Source organism: Undibacterium cyanobacteriorum, from assembly GCF_031326225.1.
Lineage (GTDB): Bacteria > Pseudomonadota > Gammaproteobacteria > Burkholderiales > Burkholderiaceae_D > Undibacterium > Undibacterium cyanobacteriorum.
Genome location: NZ_CP133720.1, coordinates 3,779,737 through 3,804,676, shown reverse-complemented (window position 1 = coordinate 3,804,676; position 24,940 = coordinate 3,779,737). Strand labels below are relative to the sequence as shown.

At 50.2% G+C, this 24,940-nt stretch carries 19 protein-coding genes; 10 read left to right on the top strand and 9 right to left on the bottom strand.

What is annotated here, in order from left to right; genetic code table 11:
• The first annotated feature begins 19 nt into the window (after nucleotides 1–19).
• The 3 genes from RF679_RS15840 to RF679_RS15830 all read left to right on the top strand — a co-directional run bounded on the left by RF679_RS15840 (nucleotide 20) and on the right by RF679_RS15830 (nucleotide 3,285).
• Nucleotides 20–700 carry a nucleotidyltransferase family protein gene (locus RF679_RS15840; RefSeq protein ID WP_309481597.1) on the top strand — a complete coding sequence of 227 codons (681 nt, stop codon included), beginning with the start codon at nucleotides 20–22 and terminating at the stop codon, nucleotides 698–700.
• 198 nt (nucleotides 701–898) lie between these two features.
• The gene (locus RF679_RS15835) at nucleotides 899–1,357 is read left to right on the top strand and encodes a DUF3429 domain-containing protein (protein ID WP_309481596.1); all 459 of its coding nucleotides are present in this window, start codon (nucleotides 899–901) and stop codon (nucleotides 1,355–1,357) included.
• 116 nt (nucleotides 1,358–1,473) lie between these two features.
• On the top strand, nucleotides 1,474–3,285 hold the full coding sequence (locus tag RF679_RS15830; protein ID WP_309481595.1) for a M61 family metallopeptidase: 1,812 nt from the start codon (nucleotides 1,474–1,476) through the stop codon (nucleotides 3,283–3,285).
• A 261-nt stretch (nucleotides 3,286–3,546) separates the two neighbouring features.
• Here RF679_RS15830 and RF679_RS15825 read toward each other — a convergent pair whose 3' ends face one another.
• The 4 genes from RF679_RS15825 to RF679_RS15810 form a co-directional block, all read right to left on the bottom strand.
• A complete protein-coding gene (locus tag RF679_RS15825; RefSeq protein ID WP_309481594.1) occupies nucleotides 3,547–4,746 on the bottom strand; it encodes an FAD-dependent monooxygenase in 1,200 nt (399 codons plus the stop codon).
• A gap of 161 nt (nucleotides 4,747–4,907) precedes the next feature.
• Nucleotides 4,908–5,654, bottom strand: coding sequence for an N-acetylmuramate alpha-1-phosphate uridylyltransferase MurU (gene murU, locus RF679_RS15820; RefSeq protein ID WP_309481593.1), 747 nt, complete (start codon nucleotides 5,652–5,654; stop codon nucleotides 4,908–4,910).
• Between the two features lie 34 nt (nucleotides 5,655–5,688).
• Entirely contained in the window at nucleotides 5,689–6,414 is a 726-nt protein-coding gene (locus tag RF679_RS15815; RefSeq protein ID WP_309481592.1) for a DUF6348 family protein, read from the bottom strand.
• A 30-nt stretch (nucleotides 6,415–6,444) separates the two neighbouring features.
• Nucleotides 6,445–7,488, bottom strand: coding sequence for an aminoglycoside phosphotransferase family protein (locus RF679_RS15810; protein WP_309481591.1), 1,044 nt, complete (start codon nucleotides 7,486–7,488; stop codon nucleotides 6,445–6,447).
• Between the two features lie 376 nt (nucleotides 7,489–7,864).
• On the opposite strand from RF679_RS15810, the gene RF679_RS15805 reads away from it, so the two are divergent.
• From RF679_RS15805 to pgi, 5 genes are all read left to right on the top strand, one after another.
• A complete protein-coding gene (locus RF679_RS15805; protein WP_309481590.1) occupies nucleotides 7,865–10,114 on the top strand; it encodes an LPS-assembly protein LptD in 2,250 nt (749 codons plus the stop codon).
• A gap of 331 nt (nucleotides 10,115–10,445) precedes the next feature.
• The gene (locus RF679_RS15800) at nucleotides 10,446–11,786 is read left to right on the top strand and encodes a peptidylprolyl isomerase (protein WP_309481589.1); all 1,341 of its coding nucleotides are present in this window, start codon (nucleotides 10,446–10,448) and stop codon (nucleotides 11,784–11,786) included.
• The gene (pdxA, locus tag RF679_RS15795) at nucleotides 11,786–12,838 is read left to right on the top strand and encodes a 4-hydroxythreonine-4-phosphate dehydrogenase PdxA (RefSeq protein ID WP_309481588.1); all 1,053 of its coding nucleotides are present in this window, start codon (nucleotides 11,786–11,788) and stop codon (nucleotides 12,836–12,838) included. The genes RF679_RS15800 and pdxA overlap by 1 nt, the downstream gene beginning before the upstream one ends.
• A 238-nt stretch (nucleotides 12,839–13,076) precedes the next feature.
• Nucleotides 13,077–13,847, top strand: a complete 771-nt coding sequence (rsmA, locus tag RF679_RS15790; protein WP_309481587.1) for a 16S rRNA (adenine(1518)-N(6)/adenine(1519)-N(6))-dimethyltransferase RsmA — start codon at nucleotides 13,077–13,079, stop codon at nucleotides 13,845–13,847.
• A 303-nt stretch (nucleotides 13,848–14,150) separates the two neighbouring features.
• Nucleotides 14,151–15,797, top strand: coding sequence for a glucose-6-phosphate isomerase (gene pgi / locus RF679_RS15785; RefSeq protein ID WP_309481586.1), 1,647 nt, complete (start codon nucleotides 14,151–14,153; stop codon nucleotides 15,795–15,797).
• 117 nt (nucleotides 15,798–15,914) lie between these two features.
• Here pgi and RF679_RS15780 read toward each other — a convergent pair whose 3' ends face one another.
• Complete coding sequence (locus tag RF679_RS15780) at nucleotides 15,915–16,397, bottom strand: cupin domain-containing protein (RefSeq protein ID WP_309481585.1); 483 nt, start codon at nucleotides 16,395–16,397, stop codon at nucleotides 15,915–15,917.
• Between the two features lie 184 nt (nucleotides 16,398–16,581).
• Between RF679_RS15780 and gloA the strand changes: the two genes are divergently transcribed.
• Nucleotides 16,582–16,986: a lactoylglutathione lyase gene (gene gloA, locus RF679_RS15775; protein WP_309484031.1), complete on the top strand. Its 405-nt coding sequence runs from the start codon at nucleotides 16,582–16,584 to the stop codon at nucleotides 16,984–16,986.
• A 9-nt stretch (nucleotides 16,987–16,995) separates the two neighbouring features.
• On the top strand, nucleotides 16,996–18,681 hold the full coding sequence (locus RF679_RS15770; protein ID WP_309481584.1) for a glycoside hydrolase family 10-like protein: 1,686 nt from the start codon (nucleotides 16,996–16,998) through the stop codon (nucleotides 18,679–18,681).
• A gap of 1,696 nt (nucleotides 18,682–20,377) precedes the next feature.
• Here the strand turns inward: RF679_RS15770 and RF679_RS15765 are convergent.
• From RF679_RS15765 to RF679_RS15750, 4 genes are read right to left on the bottom strand one after another with little or no spacing between them, the layout of a single operon-like run.
• Nucleotides 20,378–21,616 carry a nucleoside recognition domain-containing protein gene (locus RF679_RS15765; RefSeq protein ID WP_309481583.1) on the bottom strand — a complete coding sequence of 413 codons (1,239 nt, stop codon included), beginning with the start codon at nucleotides 21,614–21,616 and terminating at the stop codon, nucleotides 20,378–20,380.
• Nucleotides 21,617–21,673: 57 nt separating this feature from the next.
• Nucleotides 21,674–22,996, bottom strand: coding sequence for an MFS transporter (locus RF679_RS15760; RefSeq protein WP_309481582.1), 1,323 nt, complete (start codon nucleotides 22,994–22,996; stop codon nucleotides 21,674–21,676).
• Nucleotides 22,993–23,871, bottom strand: a complete 879-nt coding sequence (locus tag RF679_RS15755; protein ID WP_373921787.1) for an N-acetylmuramoyl-L-alanine amidase — start codon at nucleotides 23,869–23,871, stop codon at nucleotides 22,993–22,995. Before RF679_RS15755 ends, RF679_RS15760 begins: the two co-directional genes overlap by 4 nt.
• Nucleotides 23,871–24,902: an N-acetylglucosamine kinase gene (locus RF679_RS15750; protein WP_309481580.1), complete on the bottom strand. Its 1,032-nt coding sequence runs from the start codon at nucleotides 24,900–24,902 to the stop codon at nucleotides 23,871–23,873. The genes RF679_RS15755 and RF679_RS15750 overlap by 1 nt, the downstream gene beginning before the upstream one ends.
• Between the last annotated feature and the right edge of the window lie 38 nt (nucleotides 24,903–24,940).

Below are 24,940 nucleotides of genomic sequence, written 5' to 3'. Positions count from 1 at the left end.
TGTTCAGTGAGGCTGTGCTATGTTGAAGATAGATCCAGCTTCACCCTCAGCCTCAGCACCAGCGCCAACGCTAAAGCCAAAGCAAACACGACAATCTGACGCCGCATCAATCCAGGCCTTGATATTGGCCGCAGGTCGAGGACGACGTTTCGACCCGACTGGGGAGGCGTTTAAGCTCAATCAATATCTATCCGATGGCCGCACCGTGTTTGAGCACACGGTGTTGACCGTGGCTTCCGTATTTCCAGATTTTCAGATCGTACTTGCCCCAGATACGCCGTTGGACGCATCCTTCGTGCACAAGTATGCGTCGCGCTTGTTGATTTGCCCCGATGCAGCCTCAGGCATGGGGCATAGTTTGGCCTATGGCGTGACGCAACTTGAAGCACACCATTCAGCAGTGTTTGTGGTTCTAGCCGATATGCCGTGGATTCAAGTGGCCACTCTGCAGGGTTTGCGTGAGCAGATGCTAGCATGCTTGGCAAATCAGGCGGCGTCGATTGTTGTGCCGACTTATCAAACGCGGCGCGGACATCCAGTGGGGTTTGCCGCCGCGATGTTCCCCCTTTTGCGTGCGCTACAAGGTGATCAAGGAGCGCGCTCCTTGTTGGCGAGCTTCGCTGTGTGCGAAGTGCCGGTGGAGGATATCGGCGTTTTGCGCGATATCGATACGGCTGCGGATCTCGCGTCAGCGCCTTAGTTAGGGATCGCCTTTGGCCTCTTCTCTGATACAGTCCTAAATTGAATGCTTATTCAGATAATGACGCTAAATTCCGAGAAGTAGCGGGCTCTTTCCCTTGTTTTCGCCTAAAATAGCGTCTTCCTTGAAATAGACTGCTCGCTATCAAGTTGAAAACAGTGATGTGGCTTGTGGCGGTACGACTTTGATTTAGAAATTATGAATACTTTAGATAAACAGTTTGCTACGCGTTTGGGGATTGCCGCCTTATCGCCTTTCGTCTTGTTGATGTTGTTGTGCAGTATTGTGCCCTTGGAAGTAGCGGAGTTTTTTGTCAGCGCGCAATTGGTCTACGGCATCGCTATTTTGGGCTTTGTGGGTGGTTTGCATTGGGGCTTATCCTTCATCAGTAAAGAACGCTCAGTAGAGGATTTAAAACGGGATTTGCTGTGGGGCGTGGTGCCAACCATCGTCGCGTGGTTTTCGATGGCGTATATCTCAGGCGCTGCTTTCTTGGTGCAAATGGCAGCCTTCATTTTCTCCTATCAATACGATAAGCGCATGTATCAACGCTTCGATATTCCATCGTGGTTTGTCGAATTGCGTTTCCGTTTGACCAGCGTAGTCGTTGCCACGCAGATCTTGATGTTTGTGATCTTCACGGTGCGTTCGCACTAAGCTTGTTAGAGCGCATCGACGCATTGGGCTATGACGTTTTTGTGAAAGAAAAATCCTTGTGACCTTCGCGGCACAAGGATTTTTTTCATTGAGGTTAGATAGTAGAGGATGTGAGTATGACGAACGTGTCGTATAAGATTAAAGCCAGCGATTTAGCTGCACATTTGTTTGAAGTCAGCATTACGGTGACAAACCCTGCAGCAGAAGGGCAGATTTTTTCCTTGCCCGTGTGGATACCGGGTAGTTACATGGTGCGCGAGTTTGCGCGCAATATCGTGCAGATCAAAACGCATAGCAAAGGTAAAAAAGTCGCGCTCAAAAAACTTGATAAAAGTACTTGGCGTGCCGCTCCGTGTGATGGTCCGCTGCAACTGGAGTATCAAGTTTATGCCTGGGATTTATCGGTGCGCGCCGCCCATCTCGATCAATCACATGGCTTCTTCAATGGCACCAGCGTGTTCTTGTGCGCGCAGGGATGTGAGCATTTGCCACATGTCGTCGATATTCAAGCACCCGATGCCAGCGCCGCAAAATCTTGGCGCGTCGCCACTTCATTGCCAGAGCTGAAAGCCAAACGCTACGGCTTCGGAACCTATATCGCCGCGAATTATGATGAGTTGATCGATCACCCAGTCGAGATGGGTGACTTCCAAATGGTAAGCTTCAAGGCGCACGGCGTGCCGCATGATTTTGTTGTCACGGGACGTGTACCCAATCTTGATTTGCCTCGCATCGCCAAAGATTTACAGCAAATCTGTGAAGCGCAGATCGCCTTTTTTGAGCCGCGTAGCAAACAAGCACCGATGCAACGCTATGTGTTTATGACGATGGCAGTTGGCGATGGCTATGGCGGTTTGGAGCATCGCGCGTCGACGGCTTTGATTTGCAATCGCAGCGATTTGCCGGTCAAGCATAAAGCGGAAATGAGTGATGGCTATCGCAGCTTCTTGGGTTTGTGCAGCCATGAATATTTCCATACTTGGAATGTGAAGCGCATCAAACCAGCGGTCTTCGCCCCTTACGATTTGACGCAAGAAAATTACACACGTTTGTTGTGGTTGTTTGAAGGCTTCACCAGTTATTACGATGACCTCTTTTTGTGCCGCACCGGTTTGATCGATGAGCCGGCTTATTTCAAGCTGGTCGCGAAAACGATTAACTTGGTGCAGCGTGGCAGTGGCCGTAAAAAACAAAGTGTTGCCGAATCGAGTTTTGATGCGTGGACCAAGTATTACCGCCAAGACGAAAATTCACCGAACGCGATTGTCAGTTATTACACCAAAGGCTCTTTAGTTGCGCTTGGTTTGGATTTGTTGATTCGTAAAGAGACTCAAGGCAAGAAGTCACTCGACGACGTCATGCGCGCATTATGGAAGCAATACGGTAAAGATTTTTATACCTCTCCATCATCGCAACACGGGCTCGACGAAGAAGCTTTCGCCGAGGTCGTCATGAAGGCGACCAGCGTCGCCGTGAAGCCGTATCTTAAGCGATATGTGGATGGCGTTGATGATGTGCCATTGGCAGATCTGTACGATTGTTTTGGTGTTGACCTTTCTGGCGCAGAAGTCAGTAAAAAGGCCGCTTTCAATGTCCGTTTGAGTAAGAGCGGCGGTGATTGTAAAGTGGCTACTGTGTATGAAAATGGCGCAGCGCATCGTGCTGGATTATCGGCCGGTGATGTACTGGTTGCTATCAACGGACTACGCGTGACGGCTGCCGATAGCGACAATGGTTTGGCGACAGCGCTCAGCCCCTATCGCATCGGAGACGCGATCCGTGTGCATGCGTTTCGTCGCGATGAATTGATCGAATGCGATGTAAAGCTGCAGGCAGATGATGTGCCGAGTTTGAGTTTTCAAATACGCGATGAAAAAAGTGCGAAACGGGTGTCGCGTTTGAAGCGTCCTTCGCAGGTGACGAAATAGACATTGTGTGAACTTTTCCCGAACACGTAGGTTGGGCTAAGCGCAGCGCAGCCCAACATTCATGCGATATGTGGTTTGCGGTTTTGAGGCAAGTGGTGTTGGGCTTTCCAGCCCAACCTACACAATCTTTTCCTCGAACACGTAGGTTGGGTTAAGCGTAGCGCAGCCCAACAATCATGCTTTGTGTGGGGTGGGATTTTGGAGCGTGTGAGTGTTGGGCTTTCCAGCCCAACCCACGGAATCAATATTGTGCCGCTAACCTCAACGTCGCCCAAACATCATTTGTTCAGCCAGTTCTCGCTTCAACGGCGATAGCAGATCAACCGCGCTGAGTCCCAGTCCCAACACCGTTTGCAAAGCACTGCCGTCGGCGCTGGCGGCAAATAGTCGTGCCATGCCGTCGGTGATTTTAATCGTGCGTTGACGATCATGCTCTTGGGTTTGCATGAATTTTTCAATGCCGATCTCGACCGGATCGCGCAGCAAATGCTGAGCCAAGACAAAAGCGTCGCGCAAGCCTAAGTTCAAGCCTTGCCCAGCCACCGGATGCAGGGTTTGCGCAGCGTTGCCAATTTTCACGGTGCGACGACTCGCATCCGCTTGTGCGTTCAAACCCAAGGTAAACACGAAGCGGGGCGAGGCCGCTGTGAACTGTCCCACGCGATCACCAAAGGCGGTCTGTAAGGCTTGTAGAAAAGCGACATCGTCGAGTTGCTGCAAACTGTTGGCGCGCTCAGGGCGGCAGCACCACACCAATGAGTAACCAGCGTCTTGCGGCAACAAAGCGATCGGGCCTTCTTCGGTAAAGCGCTCAAAAGCGCGATGGGCGATCGGGTGAGCGCAATTGACGTGAGCAATCACGGCACTTTGTTGATAGTCGCGATGTTGTTGCCGCTGCACTTGGTCGCTGAAGATACCGCCTTCTGCTTGAATCACACAATCAGCGGTGATGTCGTCGCGGCCTGCAAGGGCAATGCGCACTACGTCTGCCTCGTCATCAGCATTGTGAATCGCGGCGACCAGTTGTGGTCTTAGTACTTGGAGGTCCGCTTGAGTCAAGCTGCGCTCTAATGGGTTGATGATGTCGCCATAACGAACCACATATCCCAAAGCTGGCAAGCTGTAATCTTGTGCATGGATCAGTGTGCGGCCGAAATGACGGCGACGACTCACATGAATTTCGCGAATCGCGGTAGCATTCTGCGGCGAGGCATGCCAGCGTTCTAGTAATTGCTGACTTCCATGTGAGAGCGCAATGGTGCGCGCATCTTTGCTCACTTGCTCGGCGTTCTTGGCATCGATCAGCAAAATCTCATTTGCCACCACGCCGCCACGATGTAACTCCAAAGCCAAGGCTTGTCCCACCGGGCCGGCACCGCAAATCACAAAACGATAATGTGATGGATGGGACGACGTGGTCGTCATCGGTGAAGCTGCAGAGGATGGAGCGGGAGCTTGCATATTTTTTGTTAGCACGCGTTTATAGTGAACCTATTTTGCGAAGACAGTATGCCTAAGTTAGTCTGTGCATTGTAAGGAAGTTTTGCGGTCATCCTTTGATGTCTCGCAAAATAGCCTAGTGGATGATTAATCGCCGCAGTATTGCGTTCCTTTATGTACGATCAATGTGCGGTATTCGATGGCGCGGCACGCAAAGGCGCATTCAATGCCGCCAATTGATCTGGCGTGCCGAGGTTATGCCATTCGCCGCGATAAAGTTCACCACCAAGCTGCCCACGATCGGCCAAGTCACGCAAGAGCGGGCCGAGTTTCGCGTGGGTGCCTGGCGTTATGTCTTTAAACAATTCGGGACGATACACGCCAATATTCGCAAACGTCGCGCTGCTTTCTTTCTCAGAACTCTTGTTCTTGAGACCCATCAAGTTCAAGACAAAATCGCCTTGTGGATGAAAATCAGGATTCTTGACCATATACAGCCATGCCACATCGCGCTTATCCAAAGGATGTGGATTGCCCCACATATCATTGTCCTCGAGCACGCCGCGGCAATCCGCAAAATTAAAGTGCGGAATGTAAATGTCACCCGACACAACCAAAAATGGATCAACACCATTCGGCGAAAGTAGTGGCAAGGCTTTGGCGATACCGCCAGCGGTTTCTAAGGCGGTGCCTTCCGCGGAATAACTAATCTTTGCGCCATACTTACTGCCATCACCGAGCGTGTCTTCAATCATCTGGCCGAGGTGCGCATGATTGATGACGATCTCAATGAAGCCCGCCTTCACTAAATTTAAAATGTGCCAAACGATCAAAGGACGACCACGCACTTTGAGGAGCGGCTTCGGGCAAGTGTCAGTCAAAGGACGCATACGCTCGCCACGACCAGCAGCCAATATCATTGCTTTCATGTTGGGGTTCTCGTTTTTTCTGTATTTTTAAAATTCACTGTTGGTGTCCGAATTTGTGCCTGAAGCCGGACGATAATGACGACAAAAATCTCTTAATCGTTCCCGGCCTCTCACTGACGCGTTCCTTTAAGATCATGAAATTGCGCACACTATAAAATTCTTGCGACTTTTCCCAGTGCATCGATTTGAGAGCGGTTAAACCAGCGCCCCACACCTGATTTTCTTTGAGTGCCTCAAAGATTTGATCACCGCGTATGTCTCCGAAATAAAATCTGAACCAGGATGTATCCTGCATCTTTTCTTGGGCGACCTCAGATTTGATGGCGTTTTCCCACTCCATAAACAGCTGTGTCGGCGGTTCAGGAGGGCAGTCATCGATACATCTGCGACCAAAATTGCCGATGTAGGCGGTATAGTGTTTCGCGCCTATTTCCCAAGCTTCGATGGTGACCTGATTCTCATCTTTGATGTTCCAGAAGGCCGCCAACATCACGTGGAAAGAATTGACGCAGAAGTTTTGGAAGGCATCCGCGATTGCGCGTTCGCCTTCTCCAAAGCCAGCAAAGCATTCTTCGATGATACGCTTGTCTTGTAAAAGTACGTCGATTTGAAGAACGCCACTGCCGTCTTTGGGGTACCAGTTAGCGCGGATTGCCGGCAATTGGCCATACGGAGCCAGCCATCCGCCTGACTCTTCGTGCGCTACATTGTGTCCACGTAAGAGTTCCGACAGAGTCGGGTTGAGGCTGTTCGCTTCCATGTGCGTTTGCTTGGCCAAGGTGGTCTTGAATCAGAACGTATAACCAAACTGCGGCGCGCTATCTTCGATCACATCGAGCAAACGCAACAGTGGAATTAATTCGCTATAGCGATTCGCTGTTTTGCGTACGTAATCCATCACGGTTGGAATGTCGTCGAGATAGTGCGGCTTGCCATCGCGGTGGGCGAGGCGGGCGAAGATGCCGAGGATTTTCAGATGGCGCTGCAAGCCCATGTATTCGAAATCACGGTAGAAGCTGTCGATATCGGGGGCGACTGGCAAGCCCGCTTTTTTGGCTTTTTCCCAGTAACGAATGGCCCAATCGAGCACCATTTCTTCATCCCATTGCACATAGGCGTCGCGCAACAGCGAGACCAAGTCATACGTCAACGGTCCGTACAAAGCACCTTGGAAATCGAGGATGCCCGGATTGCCTTTGTCCATCAACATTAGATTGCGTGAGTGGTAATCACGATGCACGAACACTTGCGGCTGCGCCATCACGTTGGCCAAGATCGCGTCGAAGACTTTATTCAAGCTAGCCGTTTGCGTGTCATTTAAAGTGTAGCCACGATGTTTGGTGATATACCATTCGGGGAAGATCATCAATTCGCGCTGCATGAAAGCGCGATCATATTCGGGCAAGACATCGGCTTGGCTTTGCGATTGCATTAAGACCAAGGAGTCGATCGCATCCATGTAGAGTTTATGTGCGGTGTCATTATTGAGCACGTGCGAATACATGGTGGTGCCGAGATCCGTCAATAACAGAAATCCCTGATCAATCTCCTTTGCCAGTACTTGCGGTACTGTTAAATGCAGAGATTGAAAAAGTTCTGCGACCTTGATGAAAGGTTTGACATCCTCTGCCGGTTGCGGCGCATCCATGACGATGTAAGTGCTGTCTGTATCGGTAGCATTGATGCGGAAGTAACGGCGGAAGCTGGCATCGGCGGAGGCGGGACGCATGCTTTGCAAGTCCAGTTTGGTGCTATCCAATGTGTGTAGCCATTGCTTGAGGGCGACTAAGCGTTGATCGTCATTGCTAGGCGTGAGATTGTTGAGGTCAGACATAATAATTCCATCAAAAGCAGTGAAGTTGTGTCGTTATTGCAGTTTTTGCACGGTCGTCGGGAAAGGCGAGAATCGCATAGCAGAACGGCATTGTTACTCAACCATCAGGGTGTTTCCGCCTATAATAAGCGTTTTTGCAAAGCAAACTGAGCGCGGAGCAAGAACTTCAGTTTTGAACCTGAGCTTAGAAACCCTGGTTCGGAACTCTGGTTCGAAACTTCGGATTTGAAGTACTCACTTACTCGCTCAAGCTTGTCGCTATTGCGCTTATTGCGTCCCTAACAATTACTTCGAAATGCCATTCACCGATTACGACATGCGTTTGCAGCGACATCCAGTAAAACCCGTATTATCGCATTCAGCGGCCAGGTTTCCTATGTTTGCAAAAACGGTTTTGGCAGGTTTATTCTGTTCAGCCTTTGCTTCCGTATCGGCGCAAGAGTCGCTGATGAAGCAAGAGCCTGCGAATGCGAGTGAGCAAGATCCTCTAAAAGTCAGTAAAACACTTTCTTCGGGCAATAAAAAGAAGCAAGCCCCCGCTAAAGCGGCTGATCCATCGACCATTCCGACGTTGATAAAGGCGCTGACTATTTCAGGTCAACCCGAGCAATTGATTGAATTGCAAGATCAAGTCGAAGTGCTGCGTGGAGAGACCAAGTTAACGGCAGATCGTGCAAGTTATCAGCAAACTGAAGACAAGGTGGAAGCCTCAGGCAATATTCAATTGACCCGTGGCGAAGATTGTTACACCGGACAATTGCTGCGTTATGTGATGGAAACTGGGGTGGGCTACGTCACGAAGCCGACCTACTATCTGGCTCGTAACAACGGACAGGGAAAAGCCGAGCGTATCGATTTCGCTGGCGAAGAGCGTTCCACCATTACCAACGGCACCTATAGTACTTGCCAAGGTTTGGACCCTGATTGGTACCTTAAGGCCGACACGTTGAATTTAGATACGGGCCTCGATACCGGCGTCGCTGGAAAATCAGTGCTGTATTTCAAAGGGGTGCCGATTATCGCGACCCCGTCGTGGTTAGATTTTAGTTTTCCTTTATCTGGCGCGCGTCATTCAGGCTTGTTGCCGCCGATTGTGGGGCACTCGAACAAGGGCGGTGTTGAATTTGGTCTGCCTTATTACTTCAATATCGCACCGAATCGTGATTTGACGGTGCGACCTAAGATGATTGCGCGACGTGGCTTACAACTTGGCCTCGAAGGACGCTACCTCGGTGAAACCTATCTCGGTGAAACGGCTATTGAAGGGATCTCCGATAAATTGACCGAAACCACGCGTTATGCGATCAATTCGACGCATACACAAAAATTGAGTCCGCAAGCGGTATTCTCGTGGAACTTGAATCGCGCCTCTGACAATGATTATCCAGCCGATTTCTCCAACTCAACCACCAAAACCGCGCAGCGCTTGTTACTGCGCGAAGTTGGATTAGATTACTACGGTGGCATTTGGAATGCCTCTTTGCGTTCTACCAGCTATCAAGTATTGCAAGATCCAACCGCACCCATTACCTTGCCCTACGAACGTCTGCCGCAGTTGAGTTTTCATGCGGGACAAAACGATGTGATGGGCTTCGACTGGTCGGTTGATGCGATGGCTACGCGTTTTTGGCACCCGAGTTTCATTCGCGGTAATCGTGCGGTGATCAATCCTCAAGTCTCTTTGCCGTGGATACAGCCTGCATTTTTCGTGGTGCCGAAGATGTCCTTCCATGCCACGCAGTATCAGTTAGAAGATCCAACAACTAGCCTCACTTCGAGCTATCAACGTTCGGTGCCGAGCGTGTCTTTAGATACAGGCGTGGTGTTCGAGAGAGCGACTAAGTTTTTTGGCAAATCCATGGTGCAAACTTTGGAACCGCGTTTGTTCTACGTGAATACGCCGTATCGAGATCAAAGTAAGCTGCCTTTGTTTGATACTGCAGCGGCTGACTTTAATTTCGCCCAGATTTTTAGTGAGAATCGGTTTACCGGACACGATCGCATTGGCGATTCGAATCAAGTCACCGCAGGTTTGGTGTCGCGCTTCCTCGAAGAAGATGGTATCGAACGCTTCAAGTTTGCATTGGGACAGCGCTTTTATTTCAATACCCAGCGCGTGAGCCTGGATGGTAAGACGAATCCAAGCCGTTCCGATATCTTGATTGCGGGGAGCGGGCAATTGTCGTCAAGTTTGAGTGCTGAGGCCGCCTTGCAAGTAAGTCAGAGTGATCGACAATCAGTGCGTTCAAGTTACGGTATTCATTGGGAACCCGCTGAGAAAAAACTGCTGAACTTGCAGTATCAATTCCAGCGTGATGTTTTAAAGCAGATCGAAGTGTCGGGGCAATGGCCAATATCGTATCGCTGGTATGCGGTTGGTAAGAGTAACTATTCTCTGTTGAATCGCAAGTTGGTCGAAGGATTGGCTGGCTTGGAATATCGTGCCGATTGCTGGGCTTTACGTTTTGTAGCGCATCGTTTTGCGACGACACGCTTGAACAATAACTCTGGTTTTGCAATTCAGTTGGAATTGACCGGTTTGGCGCGTTTGGGTTTCGGCTCGAACCCAGTGGAAACCTTGAAGAAGTCCATTTCAGGATATCGCCCGAGTAGCGATAATGAATGAGCGGAATAAGTAGTAAATAAGTAGTAAATTGATCGGTAAGAAGGAACACCACGGAGATCGAAGAATTGCTTAGAAGAACCAGGCAGGGTAAATGCTCTCTAGCTCGGTTTTGCGCTTCTTGGATATCCGTGTATATTGCAGCTTTCGTCAAATTTTGACGGAGCGGATTGCGTGAAAAACCAGCTTTTTGGTGCTTTTCACATTTTATTTTGATAAGGCTTCGGCTTCTATCTTTGTGGATTTTTGGATGACTATGCGACACTTTTTGCAAATGAATCAATCGAAGCGTGCTGTTTCCGTCGGTATTTCCTCTGCGTTATTGAGCCTTTTAATGAGTAATTTCGTGGCCAATTATGCGGCTGCTCAGAATAGTTCGCCGGTTGCACCACTCCAAGAAGTGACACCGCTGAAGCCGAGTGCTAAGAAGTCAAGCAAACCAGTTTCTGTGAACGGGATTGCAGTCGTGGTAGGCGATGAAGCGATTACCAACCTCGAATTGAATGATCGTATCAACACAATCGAGCGTGGTTTGCGCGCGCAAGGCACAACTCCACCAGATCGCTCAGAAATCCAAAAACAAGTTTTGGAGCGCATGATTACTGATCGCCTACAAATTCAATTGGCGAAAGAGCAGGGCATGCGCGTCGACGATGTCATGTTGGATCGTTCTTTGCAACGTATGGCAGAGTCCAACAAAATGACTTTGCAAGAATTGCGTAATCAAGTGGAACGTGAAGGTACGCCATTTGCACAATTCCGCGAAGACATTCGCGATGAAATTTTGATGCAACGTGTGCGTGAGCGCGAAGTCGATAGCAAGATCCAAGTTTCTGAACTCGAAATCGACAACTTCCTTGCTGCGGAAGCCATCGCACCGAATAAGAATCAAGAATATAACCTCGGTCACATCATGGTTCGTATTCCTGAAAATGCCTCTGCCGAAGTGATCGCACAACGACAAGCTCGTGCGCAAGAAGTTTTTAAACGCATGCGTATTGGTGAGGACTTCGCGAAATTGGCGGCGACTTACTCGGATTCCGTCGAAGCGATGAAAGGTGGCGAAGTGGGTTACCGCGAACAAGACAAGATTCCGCCATTGTTCATGGAAGCCGTGAATAAGATTCCATTCGTCGGTGGCTTTACCGAAATTATCCGTAGCCCGAACGGTTTTCATATTTTGAAATTGTTGGGTAAGCGTGACGCCGCGCCTGTCGTTGATTTGGCGGGTACACAATCGAACGTGCGTCATATCTTGATGCGTCCATCGCAAATGATGACAGCGGCTCAAGTGAAAGCGACTTTGGCCGAGCTCAAATCGAAAATCATGAATAAAACAGCGACTTTCGAAGAATTGGCAAAGACCAATTCCATCGATACATCCGCTGCTAAAGGTGGTGAGTTGGGTTGGGTTTATCCAGGTGATACTTCGCCAGAGTTCGAAGCCGCGATGAACAAATTGGCGATCAATGAAGTCAGTGATCCGGTCGAAACACAGTTGGGTTTCCATATCATTCAAGTGACTGAACGCAAACAGACTGAAGATTCGATCGAGAAGAAACGTTCGAAAGCACGTCAAGCTGTGCGCGCTCGCAAATCCGATGAGGCAGTGCAAAGCTGGTTGCGTCAATTGCGTGATCGCGGTTATGTGGAGTTCCGTACGGAAAATAAATAATGGCTGGATCGACGCCCGTCATCGCTATTACAGTCGGTGAACCCGCTGGTATAGGACCTGAAATTTCCTTATTGGCGGCGTGGGCGCTACGGCATGAGATGCGTCCCGTCTTAATGGGGGACGCGGCTTATCTCGCCATGTTAGCGCAAGAGCTAGACCGCGACATCCGCTTGATGGGTATCTCGCAGCAAGCGCTCCGAAACAATGGCTTACCCGGATGTGGCAAGGATCAAATCACTGTCATTGACTGCCCACTCAATGCGCATGTCGTGCCGGGCCAATTAGATGCGCGCAATGGACGTGCGGTATTGCAGACCTTAGATTTGGCGATAGAGTCTATCGAACAGGATTGGTGCGATGCCATGGTCACCGCGCCACTGCAAAAAAGCACGATCAATGATGCTGGCGTAGCATTTACCGGTCACACCGAGTATCTCGCAGAAAAAACGCAGACGAAGCAAGTGGTGATGATGTTGGCTTGTGAGGCAAATCAAGCCTTGCTGCACCCCTTACGCGTTGCCTTAGCGACCACGCATTTGCCTTTGCGTGAGGTCGCTGATGCGATTCAATTCGATGCGCTGTTGACGACTTTGCAGATCATCGATCAAGATTTACGCCAAAAGTTTGGTATCGCCAAACCACGTATATTCGTGACGGGCCTCAATCCGCACGCTGGCGAAAATGGTTATTTGGGGCGTGAAGAAATCGACGTGATCAATCCTGTTATTCAACAGGCACGTGCCTTGGGTATGGATGTACGGGGTGCATTTCCGGCGGACACACTGTTCCAGCATAAATATTTGAAAGATGCGGACTGTGTGTTGGCGATGTATCACGACCAAGGTTTGTCGGTGTTAAAGCATGCGAGTTTTGGACTTGGTGTGAACGTCACCTTGGGTTTGCCTTTAATACGTACGTCGGTTGATCATGGCACCGCGCTCGATTTAGCAAAGTTAGGGACGGGTCTCGCTGACGCAGGTAGCATGAAAGTCGCAATGCGAATGGCCGCCGATATGGTGAAACGTCAAGCGGCCTTAATTCAAGCAAGTTAAGTCAGCCAAGTTAATTCAGCTAAGACAAGTTTGCTGCGGAAGGGGCGCGTCAGCGAGTCGCCTCATTAAATATAAATACAAACGTAGTACCGTACCCCATCGGTGATCAAACAGTGCAGCAAGAGGCGCAGTAATTAGGCTCCGTAAATAGGCTCCAAAATTAGGCTTCATCATTAGACTCAACAACGAGGCTAGCCTGCCGCAAAGTTTGCCCGATGCTTTAGTAAAGATAAGACACATGAAACAACATATTGCCCGTAAACGCTTTGGTCAGAACTTCCTCACGGATCAACAGGTTCTGAACGACATCATTTCCTGTATCAATCCCAAAAAGGGTGAGAGCATGGTCGAGATCGGGCCAGGCTTAGCGGCGATGACACGTTTGTTATTGGAAGGTCTCGATCAATTGCATGTGGTTGAACTCGATCGTGACTTGGTGGCGCGCCTCAAAAAAGGCTTTGATCCACAGCGTTTGATTATTCACGAAGGCGATGCCCTGCAATTTGATTTTGCGACCTTGCCCGTTGCAGAAGGCAAAAAATTACGCATCGTCGGCAATCTGCCATATAACATTTCCAGTCCTCTGTTGTTCCACTTGGCGACCTATGCCGAGCAAGTTGAAGATCAACATTTCATGCTGCAGAAAGAAGTGGTGGAGCGCATGGTGGCCGAACCTGGCGGCAAGGAATATGGTCGTTTGTCCGTCATGCTGCAATGGCGTTATCACATGGAGTTAATGTTCATCGTTCCTCCAACGGCTTTCGACCCACCGCCGAAAGTGGACTCCGCCATTGTGCGTATGATTCCGAAAAAAGAGAAATTGCCATGTGAGCTGGAAAAGTTGGAACAAGTCGTCACTAAAGCCTTTTCTCAACGTCGCAAGACCATCCGCAACTGTTTGTCGGGCATGTTCACCGAACAGCAATTGCAAGAGGTTGGAATCGATCCACAACTGCGCGCAGAAGCGATTCCATTAGAGCACTACGTCGCGCTTGCTAATCTCTTGTGAAATACTGAGCGCTCACACAGCATAGGTTCAATCGCCGCTCGGCATTTTGGATATCATTCTTGCGAAGGCAGGAATTCAGCGTCGTTCGTCAATCAACAAAATCCACAGGGCTGCTGCCTGCGCAGGAGCGACATTTATAGGTTTTTGCTGGTATTTTGAGAGAGATTGTTGTCTAATCTTTACATTGATCGGTCAGCATAGCCTGTCATTTCTGCGCAGGCAGGAATCCAGTGACGTTGGTTGAAGTCCGTGGACTCAAACGCTGCTCCGAATGCCTACAATTTCTAGAATCGTATTCGCACAATGAATCTCACTAAAACAGCCGAGTGGCAAGCCTTACTTGGACATCGTAGTCGACTGCAAGATCGCCACTTACGCGATTTGTTCGCGGAAGACGCGCAACGTTTTCATCATTTTTCGCATGAGCTCGATGGGCTCTTAGTCGATTACTCTAAACAACGCGTCGATAGAGCTGCGCTCAATGATCTCGTGGCTTTAGCGCGTAGTGCTGAAGTCGAACAATGGCGCGATCGTATGTTCGCTGGCGAGAAAATCAACTTCAGTGAAAATCGTGCCGTGCTGCACACCGCGCTGCGACATACGGATTACACACCGTTCCCGAGCGCGGAAGACAATGTCATGCCGCAAGTACATGCGGTGCGCAAACAAATGCGCGACATCGTTGAACGGGTGCGCAGCGGTTTGTGGCGTGGCTTCAAAGGTGATGCGATTCAGAATATCGTTAACATCGGTATCGGTGGTTCAGACCTCGGCCCCAAGTTGGCGACCCGCGCTTTATCGGCGCAACAGCATCCTGGCCTTCATTTCTACTATGTATCGAATCTCGATAGCGCGCATCTCGCGCCCTTGATCGAAAGGTTGGATCCGCGCACGACCTTGTTTATCGTCGCCTCGAAAACCTTCACGACACAAGAAACCAGTATCAACGCCCACACGGCGAGGAATTGGTTGTTGGCGGCAGCGACTGAAGAGTGGGCGATTGCAAAACACTTTATCGCGGTCACTTCAAATCCGAGCAAAGCCATGGAATTCGGCATCCCAGAGCAAAATATTTTGCAGATTTGGGACTGGGTCGGTGGTCGTTATTCTTTGTGGTCAGCGGTTGGTTTGTCCGTTGCTTTGGCGATTGGTATGCGCGGCTTTGAGCGTTTGCTCGAAGGCGCTGAGACTATGGATAAGCATTTTCGCAGTGCGCCTTTGGAAAAAAATCTGCCTGTGCTGTTAGCCTTGATGTCGATTTGGAATACCAATTTCCTTGGCGCTGAAACTACAGCAGTGTTACCGTACAACGAATCGCTACGTCATTTGCCAGGCTTCTTGCAGCAGTTGGAAATGGAATCGAATGGTAAAACGGTGAGCCGCGATGGTGAACCGCTAGCGTGTCGCGCCAATCCTATCGTGTGGGGCGAAATTGGTGTGAATGGTCAACATGCCTTCTTCCAATTGCTGCATCAAGGTGGTTGGTTGATCCCCTGTGATTTCGTGGTCGCCGCCAGCAGCGACTATCCTTTGCCCGGTCATCAAGCGCCCTTACTCGCCAATTGTTTGGCGCAAAGCTCGGCACTCGCTTTCGGTAAAACCGAACAGCAAGCATGCATTGAACTCGCAGCACAAGGCTTGAAAGAAAGTGACATCGCCAAGCTATTACCGCATAAGGTGTTCGCCGGTAATCAGCCGTCGAACACGATCTTGATGAGCAGTCTTGATCCCTTCCAACTCGGTATGTTGTTAGCTCTGTACGAACACAAAGTCTTCGTGCAAGGCGTGGTATGGGGTATCAATTCTTTCGATCAGTGGGGGGTAGAATTGGGTAAACAATTAGCCAATAGTTTGCTGCCCGCTCTGCAAGGCAACCCCGAAGTGGATGCGCAATTGGATGTGTCTACGCAGGGGTTAATTGCTTATTTCCGTCGCTATGGTAACAATTAAAATACAAGCTACTGCGCGAACATATTTTGCGTCTGGGATGCTCGCTGTGCATTCGCACAGGTGCGCTTCTCGAAGCAAACTAAGTCCGCTCGCTACGCTTGTCTCGCGAATCGGTAGTCAGTACGAACTACCGTCTTTGTGCAAAAACATCCAGCCGCCGTTGTGAAACACGGCTTTAAGGTCTTCATCGGGATACGCAACTTCGTCGTTCGGGGTGCGATCGCCTACTTCGAGATACAAAACGACTTCATCGGTTTCATTGAGTAAGCAATGGGCGTTCCCCGTGCCTGCTTTAAAACCGGCACACATACCGGGTGCCAACTGTGTTTTCCCCTCATTCGTGACCAAGCTTGGGCGGCCTTGAACGATGTAGATGAATTCATCCTGATGCGTGTGGCAATGACGTAAAGCAGAGACCGCATTCGGTGCTAAGGTGGTGAGGTTGACACCAAAATTCGTCAGCCCGAAAAGATCACCTAAAATGCGTTTTTCACGACCTTCCATTCGCGATGCAAAGGGTTCTGGATAAATCGATTTTTTAGCACGCGGGGCGACATCGGTGGCGATCAGCGCGGTCAGTGTAGCGGGGTGGTCGGACATACAAGCCTCTTGAGTAAATGTTAATAGCGTTGAGTGATGAATGCCTTCCTGATGCGGCCAATCTCACATGTGCAGCACCGATTCTACACGCACATCACGAGCAGCGCTTTCACAAGGTACAATGCGGGCTGATTTGTTTAAATTGGTTCGAATATTTTCGAGCCCGCTTTTCATAGAGGACATGATGCGTATTCTTCATACGATGCTAAGGGTTGGTAATTTGCAGCGCTCGATCGATTTCTACACCCAAGTCTTGGGCATGAAATTGTTGCGGACTTCTGATAATCCAGAATACCAATACACGCTCGCGTTTCTTGGATATGGCAATAACCCTGAACACGCAGAGCTTGAACTGACCTATAACTACGGCGTTGAATCCTATGAGATGGGAACCGCATATGGGCATATTGCCTTGGCAGTCCCCAATGCAGCGCAAGCGTGTGAAGCGGTCAGAGCGAAAGGTGGCAATGTGACGCGCGAAGCGGGGCCGGTCAAAGGCGGTAAAACGGTCATCGCTTTTGTACAAGATCCTGATGGCTACAAAATCGAATTGATCGAACGTGAATTTGATCAGGTCGTCACCTTATAAAGACGGGCGATGTTGAAGCAAACCATTTCTCGCATTTTGCCACAGCGTCGCTCGCAGCTTGGTTTAGCAGCGATGTTGTTGGTGCTTGCTGCTTGTAGCACAGCACCGCAAGTACCAACCCAAACGCCAACATCAACCCAAACGAATGAAGCGGCACAGAGTGATGCACTGAAGTCTGCCAATGAAAAAGTAGACCCCGGCATCGTCTTGAAACCGGTCGTTAATCCTTTGGCGGTCGGTGGGGCCTTGGCGTCAGCCAAAGACGATATGCCGCCAGCGGCACCGCGTGAATTTCGCGCGGCTTGGGTGTCGACCGTCGCCAATATCGATTGGCCCAGCCGACGCGATTTGAGTAGCGAAAAGCAGCAGGCCGAGATCCTCCAAATCTTGGAGATGGCGGTTCAACTCAAATTGAATGCACTGATCTTGCAAGTACGCCCCAGTGGTGATGCCATTTATCCTTCGACTTTGGAACCGTGGTCGGAGTTTTTGACTGGCGAACAAGGGCGAGCTCCGAATCCCTACTACGATCCTCTACAGTTCTGGATAGAGCAAGCACATAAACGCGGGATTCAATTGCATGCGTGGTTCAACCCGTATCGCGCCCGCACACCATCGATGCGTACGCCGAATGCTGCCACCCATATTGCGAAACGCGCACCGCAAGTTGTGCGTACCTACGGTGATTTGCAATGGATGGACCCCGCTGAACCTATCGCTGCGCAACATACACTCGCTGTGATCCGTGATGTCGTGCAACGTTATGACATCGATGGTGTACATATCGATGATTATTTCTATCCCTACCCTATTAAGAACAGCGCTGGTCAAGAGATCGATTTTCCCGATACCAATGCTTGGCGCGCTTATCAACAAAGCGGTGGCGCTTTATCGCGTGCCGACTGGCGTCGTCAGCATGTGAATCATTTGGTTGAGAATATTTATTACGCGGTGCATCAGATCAAGCCGTGGGTGAAATTTGGCATTAGTCCTTTCGGTATTGGTCGTCCCGATCGCTTACCGGCTGGAATTACGGGTTTTAGTCAGTTTGATAAATTGTATGCTGATGTCGAATTGTGGCTACAGAACGGCTGGCTCGATTATTTAGTACCGCAACTGTACTGGCCTATTCATCAAAGCGCACAGTCGTTTCCCGTTTTGAATCAATATTGGCACGCCCAAAACACGATGCAGCGTCCGATCTGGCCCGGCTTATATACCAGCCGTATCGACAATAGCGAAGCGAGCTGGAGTAGTGAAGAAATTCTCAAACAAGTTGACGTCACACGTAACAATCCGAATGCGGGCCACAGTCATTTCAGTTTCGTCGCCTTGGCCCAAGACCGCAAACAAGTGCGTTCACGTTTAGCCAATGAGAAATACATCGCGCCTGCTTTAGTGCCAGCTTTTCCTTGGCTTAACCCGCAAACGCAACTCACCCCACGCCCGGTTTTGAACCCGATCAAAGAGAGTAGGTCGGTACAGGTCTCATGGAACGGCGATGCGAGCGGCGTTGTTCAACTAGCGATTTGGAAACGCAGCGAAAGTGGCTGGCAATTCAGCGTACAAGACGCCGCACAAACTACCATCAAAGCGGATCTCGACAACAAAGGCAATCGGATTAAGCAGGTCGTGGTATCGAGTGTCAATCGTTATGGTGAGGAGAGTGGGCGGAGTTCGATTGCGGTGGAGTGATCATGTCATTCGGCATAGCCATTAGATCGCGTAGGTTGGGCTGAACAAAGCAAAGCGATGCTCAACAATGTGCTTTGAGTTGAGCTACAAGACGTTGGGCTTGCCAGCCCAACCTACGACTGTCATTCCCGCGGAGGCGGGAATCCAGCGTCTTTTTATGTTTCATTCTTTTCGGATTTGGTCGCTCTTCGAGTTTGCAGGTCGGGGGTAGCCCGACAGCTAGTTACCTTTTTTGTCTCGCCAAAAAAGGTAACCGAAAAAAGGCGACCACGCTGCCACTGGCCTTCGGCTTCCCAATTGAGCGAGGCAAAAATGGGGAGAGTCAGAAACTCGCCTGCGGCTCAAACAGCTGACTCTCTTAATCCCATTTCTGCCTCGCACAATTGGCAGTGTCAGAAGTGGGTGAAGGTCAAAATCAACTGCAAAAAGCCAAAGTCAATGCAAAAACAAAAACAAAAACAAAAAACACAAACAACTCCTACATCGCACCATCTGATGAATGACTGCCGGTTCAGCGCACGCTTTTCGCCGTTCCGCTCTTGAGCCGCCAATGATGCGGGGTAGAAAATGGAACAAGAAAGCATTGCTGTTTGAGCCGTAAGGCGAGTTTCAACGCTTTCCCATTTTCTGACTCGCAGCATTTGGGACCCGAAGGGAGATTGATGGGGTTTCGCAAAGCATGCTTTGCGCCATCAATATCTAAGCTGCTTGCAAGCAGCGCGGTGGAGGCTGCGCCTGCGGTCGCCTTTTTTGGGTTACCTTTTTTGGCGAAGCAAAAAAAAGGTAACTGGCCGTCGGGCCACCCCCGACCAGAGAAGGTTCAGTGAACATAAACAAGATCTTGAGTCCGAAAAGAATCTTAAAAGAATCTCAAAACCAAACCCATCCCAACCTTCCCCTTGAAAGGGAAGGAGCATCAGTGGAACACCACAGTCGTCTGAAGTCTAGGCGACGGTTGAGTATGTATGTTTTGCTGTTGCCGCATGTGCAGATGCCAATTGGGTGAGCGCAAAATGGGATTAAGCGGCGCAGATGTTTGAGCGAAGCGAGTTTCTGCGTCGCCCCATTTTTCGCTCGCCCAATTGGGAACCCGAAGGGCAGCTGCGCCTGCGTCGCCTTTTTTGGGTTACCTTTTTTGGCGAAGCAAAAAAGGTAACTGGCAGTCGGGCCACCCCCGACCAGAGAAGGTTCAGTGAACATAAACAAGATCTTGAGTCCCAAAAGAATCTCAAAAGAATCTCAAAAGAATCTCAAAAGAATCTCAAAAACAAACCCATCCCCATCCCAACCTTCCCCTTGAAAGGAAAGGAGAAAACAAACGAGAACCCGTCATTCCCGCGCAGAGCCTTTCCTCGAAAGAGTGAATCGAGGACGGGAATCCAGTGTCGTGAATCAACGATAAAAGAATCCAAGCCATCAAATCCTGATAAGCAAAGAACCAGTCCCCTCCCTTTCAAGGGGAGGGTTAGGGTGGGGATGGGTTTGAATGGAGTACGAGTCAACGACAATGAACTTCAGCCTGCGCAGGAACGATAACCGTAGGTTGGGCTGAGCAAAGCGAAGCCCAACAATATGATTTGAATTGAGCTACAAAACGTTGGGCTTTTCAGCCCAACCTACGAAGCCCAACGATCTGCATTTGAGTGTCGTACGAGACCTTGGGCTTTTCATCTCAAGCAACCGCGTCAATCAAACCTCAATGAAAAAACAAATAAGCCACAAAGATCGCCGCGATTACCCCTGCCAAATCCGCCAATAACCCCAAAGAAATCGCATAACGCGTTTTGCGGATGCCCACTGATCCAAAATACAAAGCCACGATATAGAACGTCGTGTCAGCAGATCCTTGGAAGATGCAAGACAGTCTGCCTACGAAAGAATCAGGACCATAGGTCTTCATGGCGTCGACCATCATGGCGCGTGAGCCACTGCCGCTGAGTGGCTTCATTAAGGCGGTCGGGAGTGCCGCAGTGAAGTCAGTGTTGATGCCGAGCTGCGTAAAGAACCATGTGAAGCCTGACACAATCATACCCAGCACGCCAGAATTGCGTAACACACCGATGGCGACCAACATGCCAACCAAGTAAGGCATGATGGTGATCGAAGTCGTGATGCCGCCTTTAGCTCCCTCGATGAAGGCTTCATACACGTTCACTTTCTTGCGCATACCGCCGACTAAGAACGCGATGATGATGGAGAACAGTAGAAGATTCGCTGTCAGTTTTGAAAATACCTCTAGCTCGGTACGCGTGAGACATTGGCTGAGGTACCACACCAAGAAAATAATGAAGCCAGTAATGCCGCCTAGCCATCCCATGACAACACGATTGAGCAAATTGATTCGCTGGCGAATTGCGACCGCCACGAGGCCGACCATGGTGGCGACATAGGTCGCGATCATACAAGGAATAAAAATATCCGAAGGATCTGCCGCCCCCAACACTGCGCGTTGCGCCATGATCGCGAGGGGAATTAAAGTCAGTCCCGAGGTATGCAACACCAAAAACATAATCTGCGCATCGCTGGCTTCATCCTTATTGGGATTGAGGGTTTGCAAGCTCTCCATGGCTTTTAATCCAAATGGCGTCGCCGCATTATCGAGACCTAAAAGATTCGCCGAGAAATTCATCACCATATGACCATTGGCCGGATGATCTTTCGGCACGCCGGGGAAAATACGCTGAAAGAAGGGCGCGATGATCTTGGCGAGCCAGTCGATCGCACCCGCTTTCTCACCGATATTCATAATGCCCAGCCACAGCGTCATCACGCCTGCGAGAGGCAAGGCAATTTCCATTACGCCGACGCGCGCCGAATCGAAAGTGCCGTCCATGATGCGCTTGAAGACTTCGGTGTCACCAAAGAACAGCCATTGAGCCAAGGCAGCGATGAAGCCGACGATGAAGAAACCGATCCAGATGTAATTGAGTGCCATGGTGTCGTCTTTTAAGAATTGTTGGTTTTGTTCTGATCTGACTTTTGTTTTAAGGATTTACTGTGTTTCTTTTTTGCCGTAGTCGGCATCCACTTTAATCCACGCCGTCAATATAAAGCCTGGGATGGTGCACACACAAACCCACAGGAAGAAATGGGGATAGCCAAAGTAGTTCGACAGCATGCCGCTAAACATACCCGGAATCATCATGCCTGCCGCCATGAAGCCCGTGCACAAGGCATAGTGTGAGGTTTTGAGTGGGCCGTCGGCGATCATCATCAAGATCATTAAGAAGGCTGTAAAGCCAAAACCATACCCAAATTGCTCGACTGCCAGCGCAGCGGCAATGACGCTTAAACTCTCAGGTTGCGCATAGGCCAAAAACAGAAAAGCAAGATTCGGTAGATGCACCGCCGCCATCATTGGCCATAACATTTTGCGCAAACCAAACCGCGAAATTAACCAGCCGCCGAGCAAACCACCAAGCGTCAAGAAGCTGATGCCGACGATGCTATAGGCCAAGCCAAAATCGTGATTCGACAATCCCAGACCGCCTTTCGCGCGCGGATCAAGCATAAACAAACTCACCACTTTCAACGCTTGTGATTCGCCCAAACGGAACAGCAAAATAAACGCGAGCGCGATGCCGATGTCTTTCTTAGCGAAGAAGGCACGGAAGGTAGCAAAAAATTCGCGCATGACTTCGTCAAGGCTGACTTGTTTACCGTGCACTTCTAGGATGCTCTTATCGTCAGCCGGTTTCGGTAAGGCCCACAAATGATACAAGGCTAAGGCGATCAAGATAAAAGCCAGCACTTGAAACACGATGGTCCAGGTTGCCGCCCAACTGCCGGTATAAGTGAATAAACTATCAGAGGCCAAGGTCGGAATGCCACCGCCGATGACATTCGCGATACGATAAAACATGCTCCGCACACCGATAAAGCTGGCGCGTTCAGACGGTGCCAAACCGAGCATATAAAAACCATCTGCAGCCACATCATGAGTGGACGAGGCGAATGCGATCAACCACAACACGGCTAAGCTGATAAAGAAAAAATGCGAAGTGTGTAGGCTCAGTGACAAGGCGAATAAGCTGGCACCGATCAACATCTGCGTGAGGATGACCCAAAAGCGTTTGGTCTTAAAAATATCCACCAGCGGTGACCACAAGGGTTTGATCACCCAAGGCAAGTACAGCAAGCTGGTATAGAAAGTAATTTCGGCATTCGAGACACCGAGATTTTTATACAGTACGCTCGACAAGCTTTGTGCCACGATAAAAGGAATCGCCCCGAGAAAAGCCAAGCTCGGCACCCACCACAAACCGTGGCGCGATTTCGTAACTAGCGCAGCTTGCTCTGTTTGCTTTGTGCTCATGGCTTCGCTCCCGCTGTGCTCGCCGGCTGCGGCGCTTTGCGCGTCAACACCTCTAGCATGGCGGCGGTCTCCGCATCGATATTGCCATCAAACAGATTAGGGCGATAACGCATTTGGAAAGCTGTGATCACGTTCTTGGTTTCTGGATCGAGCTTGCCGGTTTGCGGTGTAGCGTAGCCAAATTCCGCCAGTTTCTTTTGCATCCACGTGACATCAGGAAGTTGTGCTTCGAAGAGTGCTTTCTGTTGCGCCACTAATTGTTCGTCGGGCCACAAAATCAATCCCGCCTCAGCAAAACGTTTCCATGGGAAGTAAGGGCCAGGGTCGCTCTTGCGTTGTGGTGCGATGTCCGAATGACCGAGTACAAACTCTGGTTTGATTTGATGGCGCGCCGCGATATCTTTGGCGAGCATGATGACGGCATCGATTTGTTGCGATGGGAAAGCAAAGAAGCGTTTGCCGTCAGGCGTTTCCTCGAAGCCGAAGTTGACGATCTCGATGCCAATCGAACTGGCATTCAAGGCGGTATAGTTCTTCCAGCTACTGAGGCCAGCGTGATACGCCATCTTGTTTTCATCGACCAATTGATAGACGCGTGGTTTGTCTTCATTACTGACCAAATAGTGGGCGCTGACCGCTTGTTCACTCAAGACCTTGAGCGACTTGTCATGATCGAGCGCGGTGTAATGCAAAATCAAAAAGCGTACGCGGCTCTCTTGTGCTTTGGCGCTGACGCGAGTATCGATTTGATTCAGATTAAAGCCCGTGCTAACGCAAGCACTGAGCAAACTACTGAGTGCCAAGACCCCGATCAATAAGCAAGATCGTGTGGTGCGACGTAGTGCGGGCGCGGCCCGGGTAAAGGAAGAAATCATCATAAAAAAGCGTCTCGTAAAGCTAAATGCGCAGCGGCATGGTGCGCTGCATTGCTAGGATAATGGACTGTGGTTTCAGCAGGAAGATGCTGTTCAAAACTGCGGGCAATGATGGGGTGTAATTCGCGGATGCGGCCGGCGAGGGCTAAGTCGCGGCGACCAAAACGTCGCGTCAGCAGATCGGCTAGGCGCGCTAACTCCATGCCAGCGCGTTGCAAAATGCCCGCTGCATCGCGGTCTTCATCGGCACACGCGGCAACGGCCAGCGCTAAGCGCCCAACCTGACCACGGCTGCCTTGATACAGAAACTGGCGTGAGCTTGCCCAATCATGGCCACCAATTTGTTCGAACACGGCTTGCGCCATGGTCGATTGTTGCCAACATCCGGGCTGTTCATCTTCACGGCGCCAAATGTGTTTCAAGGCTTCACGCGCAATCCAATAACCACCACCTGCATCATCCAAAATATAACCATGGCCACCAACGCGATGCAGTTGTTGGTCGCGGTCGATAAAAGCACCAATCGAACCAGTGCCCGCATAAATCAAATAACCGACGCCAGCCTCGAAGGCATTGTAATAAGCGATCTCGATATCGTTATTGGCACGAATGTGTTCCAGCGGACAAGCAAAAGCTTGTTGCAATAATTGGCGCACGATCAGTTGTTGATCAGCACCGAGTAAACCAGTGATGCCTGCGCAAATGTGGAGCGCGGATGCCTGCGCGCCAGCCTCATTGTCGAGCGGTACTTGCGCCCACAACTGGCGTGCGATTTCTGTGAACAAACTCAGCAAGCTGCCTTGTACTTCTGGATTCTGCAAATGCAGCGCCGTACTACCGTGGGTCACACCTTCAGCGAGCACGTAGGGTTTTTGCTGCTGCTCTTGCCGCTCATTCTGCCTCTCGCAGCCATCTCGTGCATCGCCATCCGCCATCAAAGCAGCCCAACGGGTTTGGCTACCGCCCATATCGATGCCGAGGCAAAGACGCGGTTTGCTGACGTGCGGCGCTGTGCTTGTTGCTAAATCCAAAGGGCTTCCTCTATTTCTGTCGAGATGATGTTGTTCGT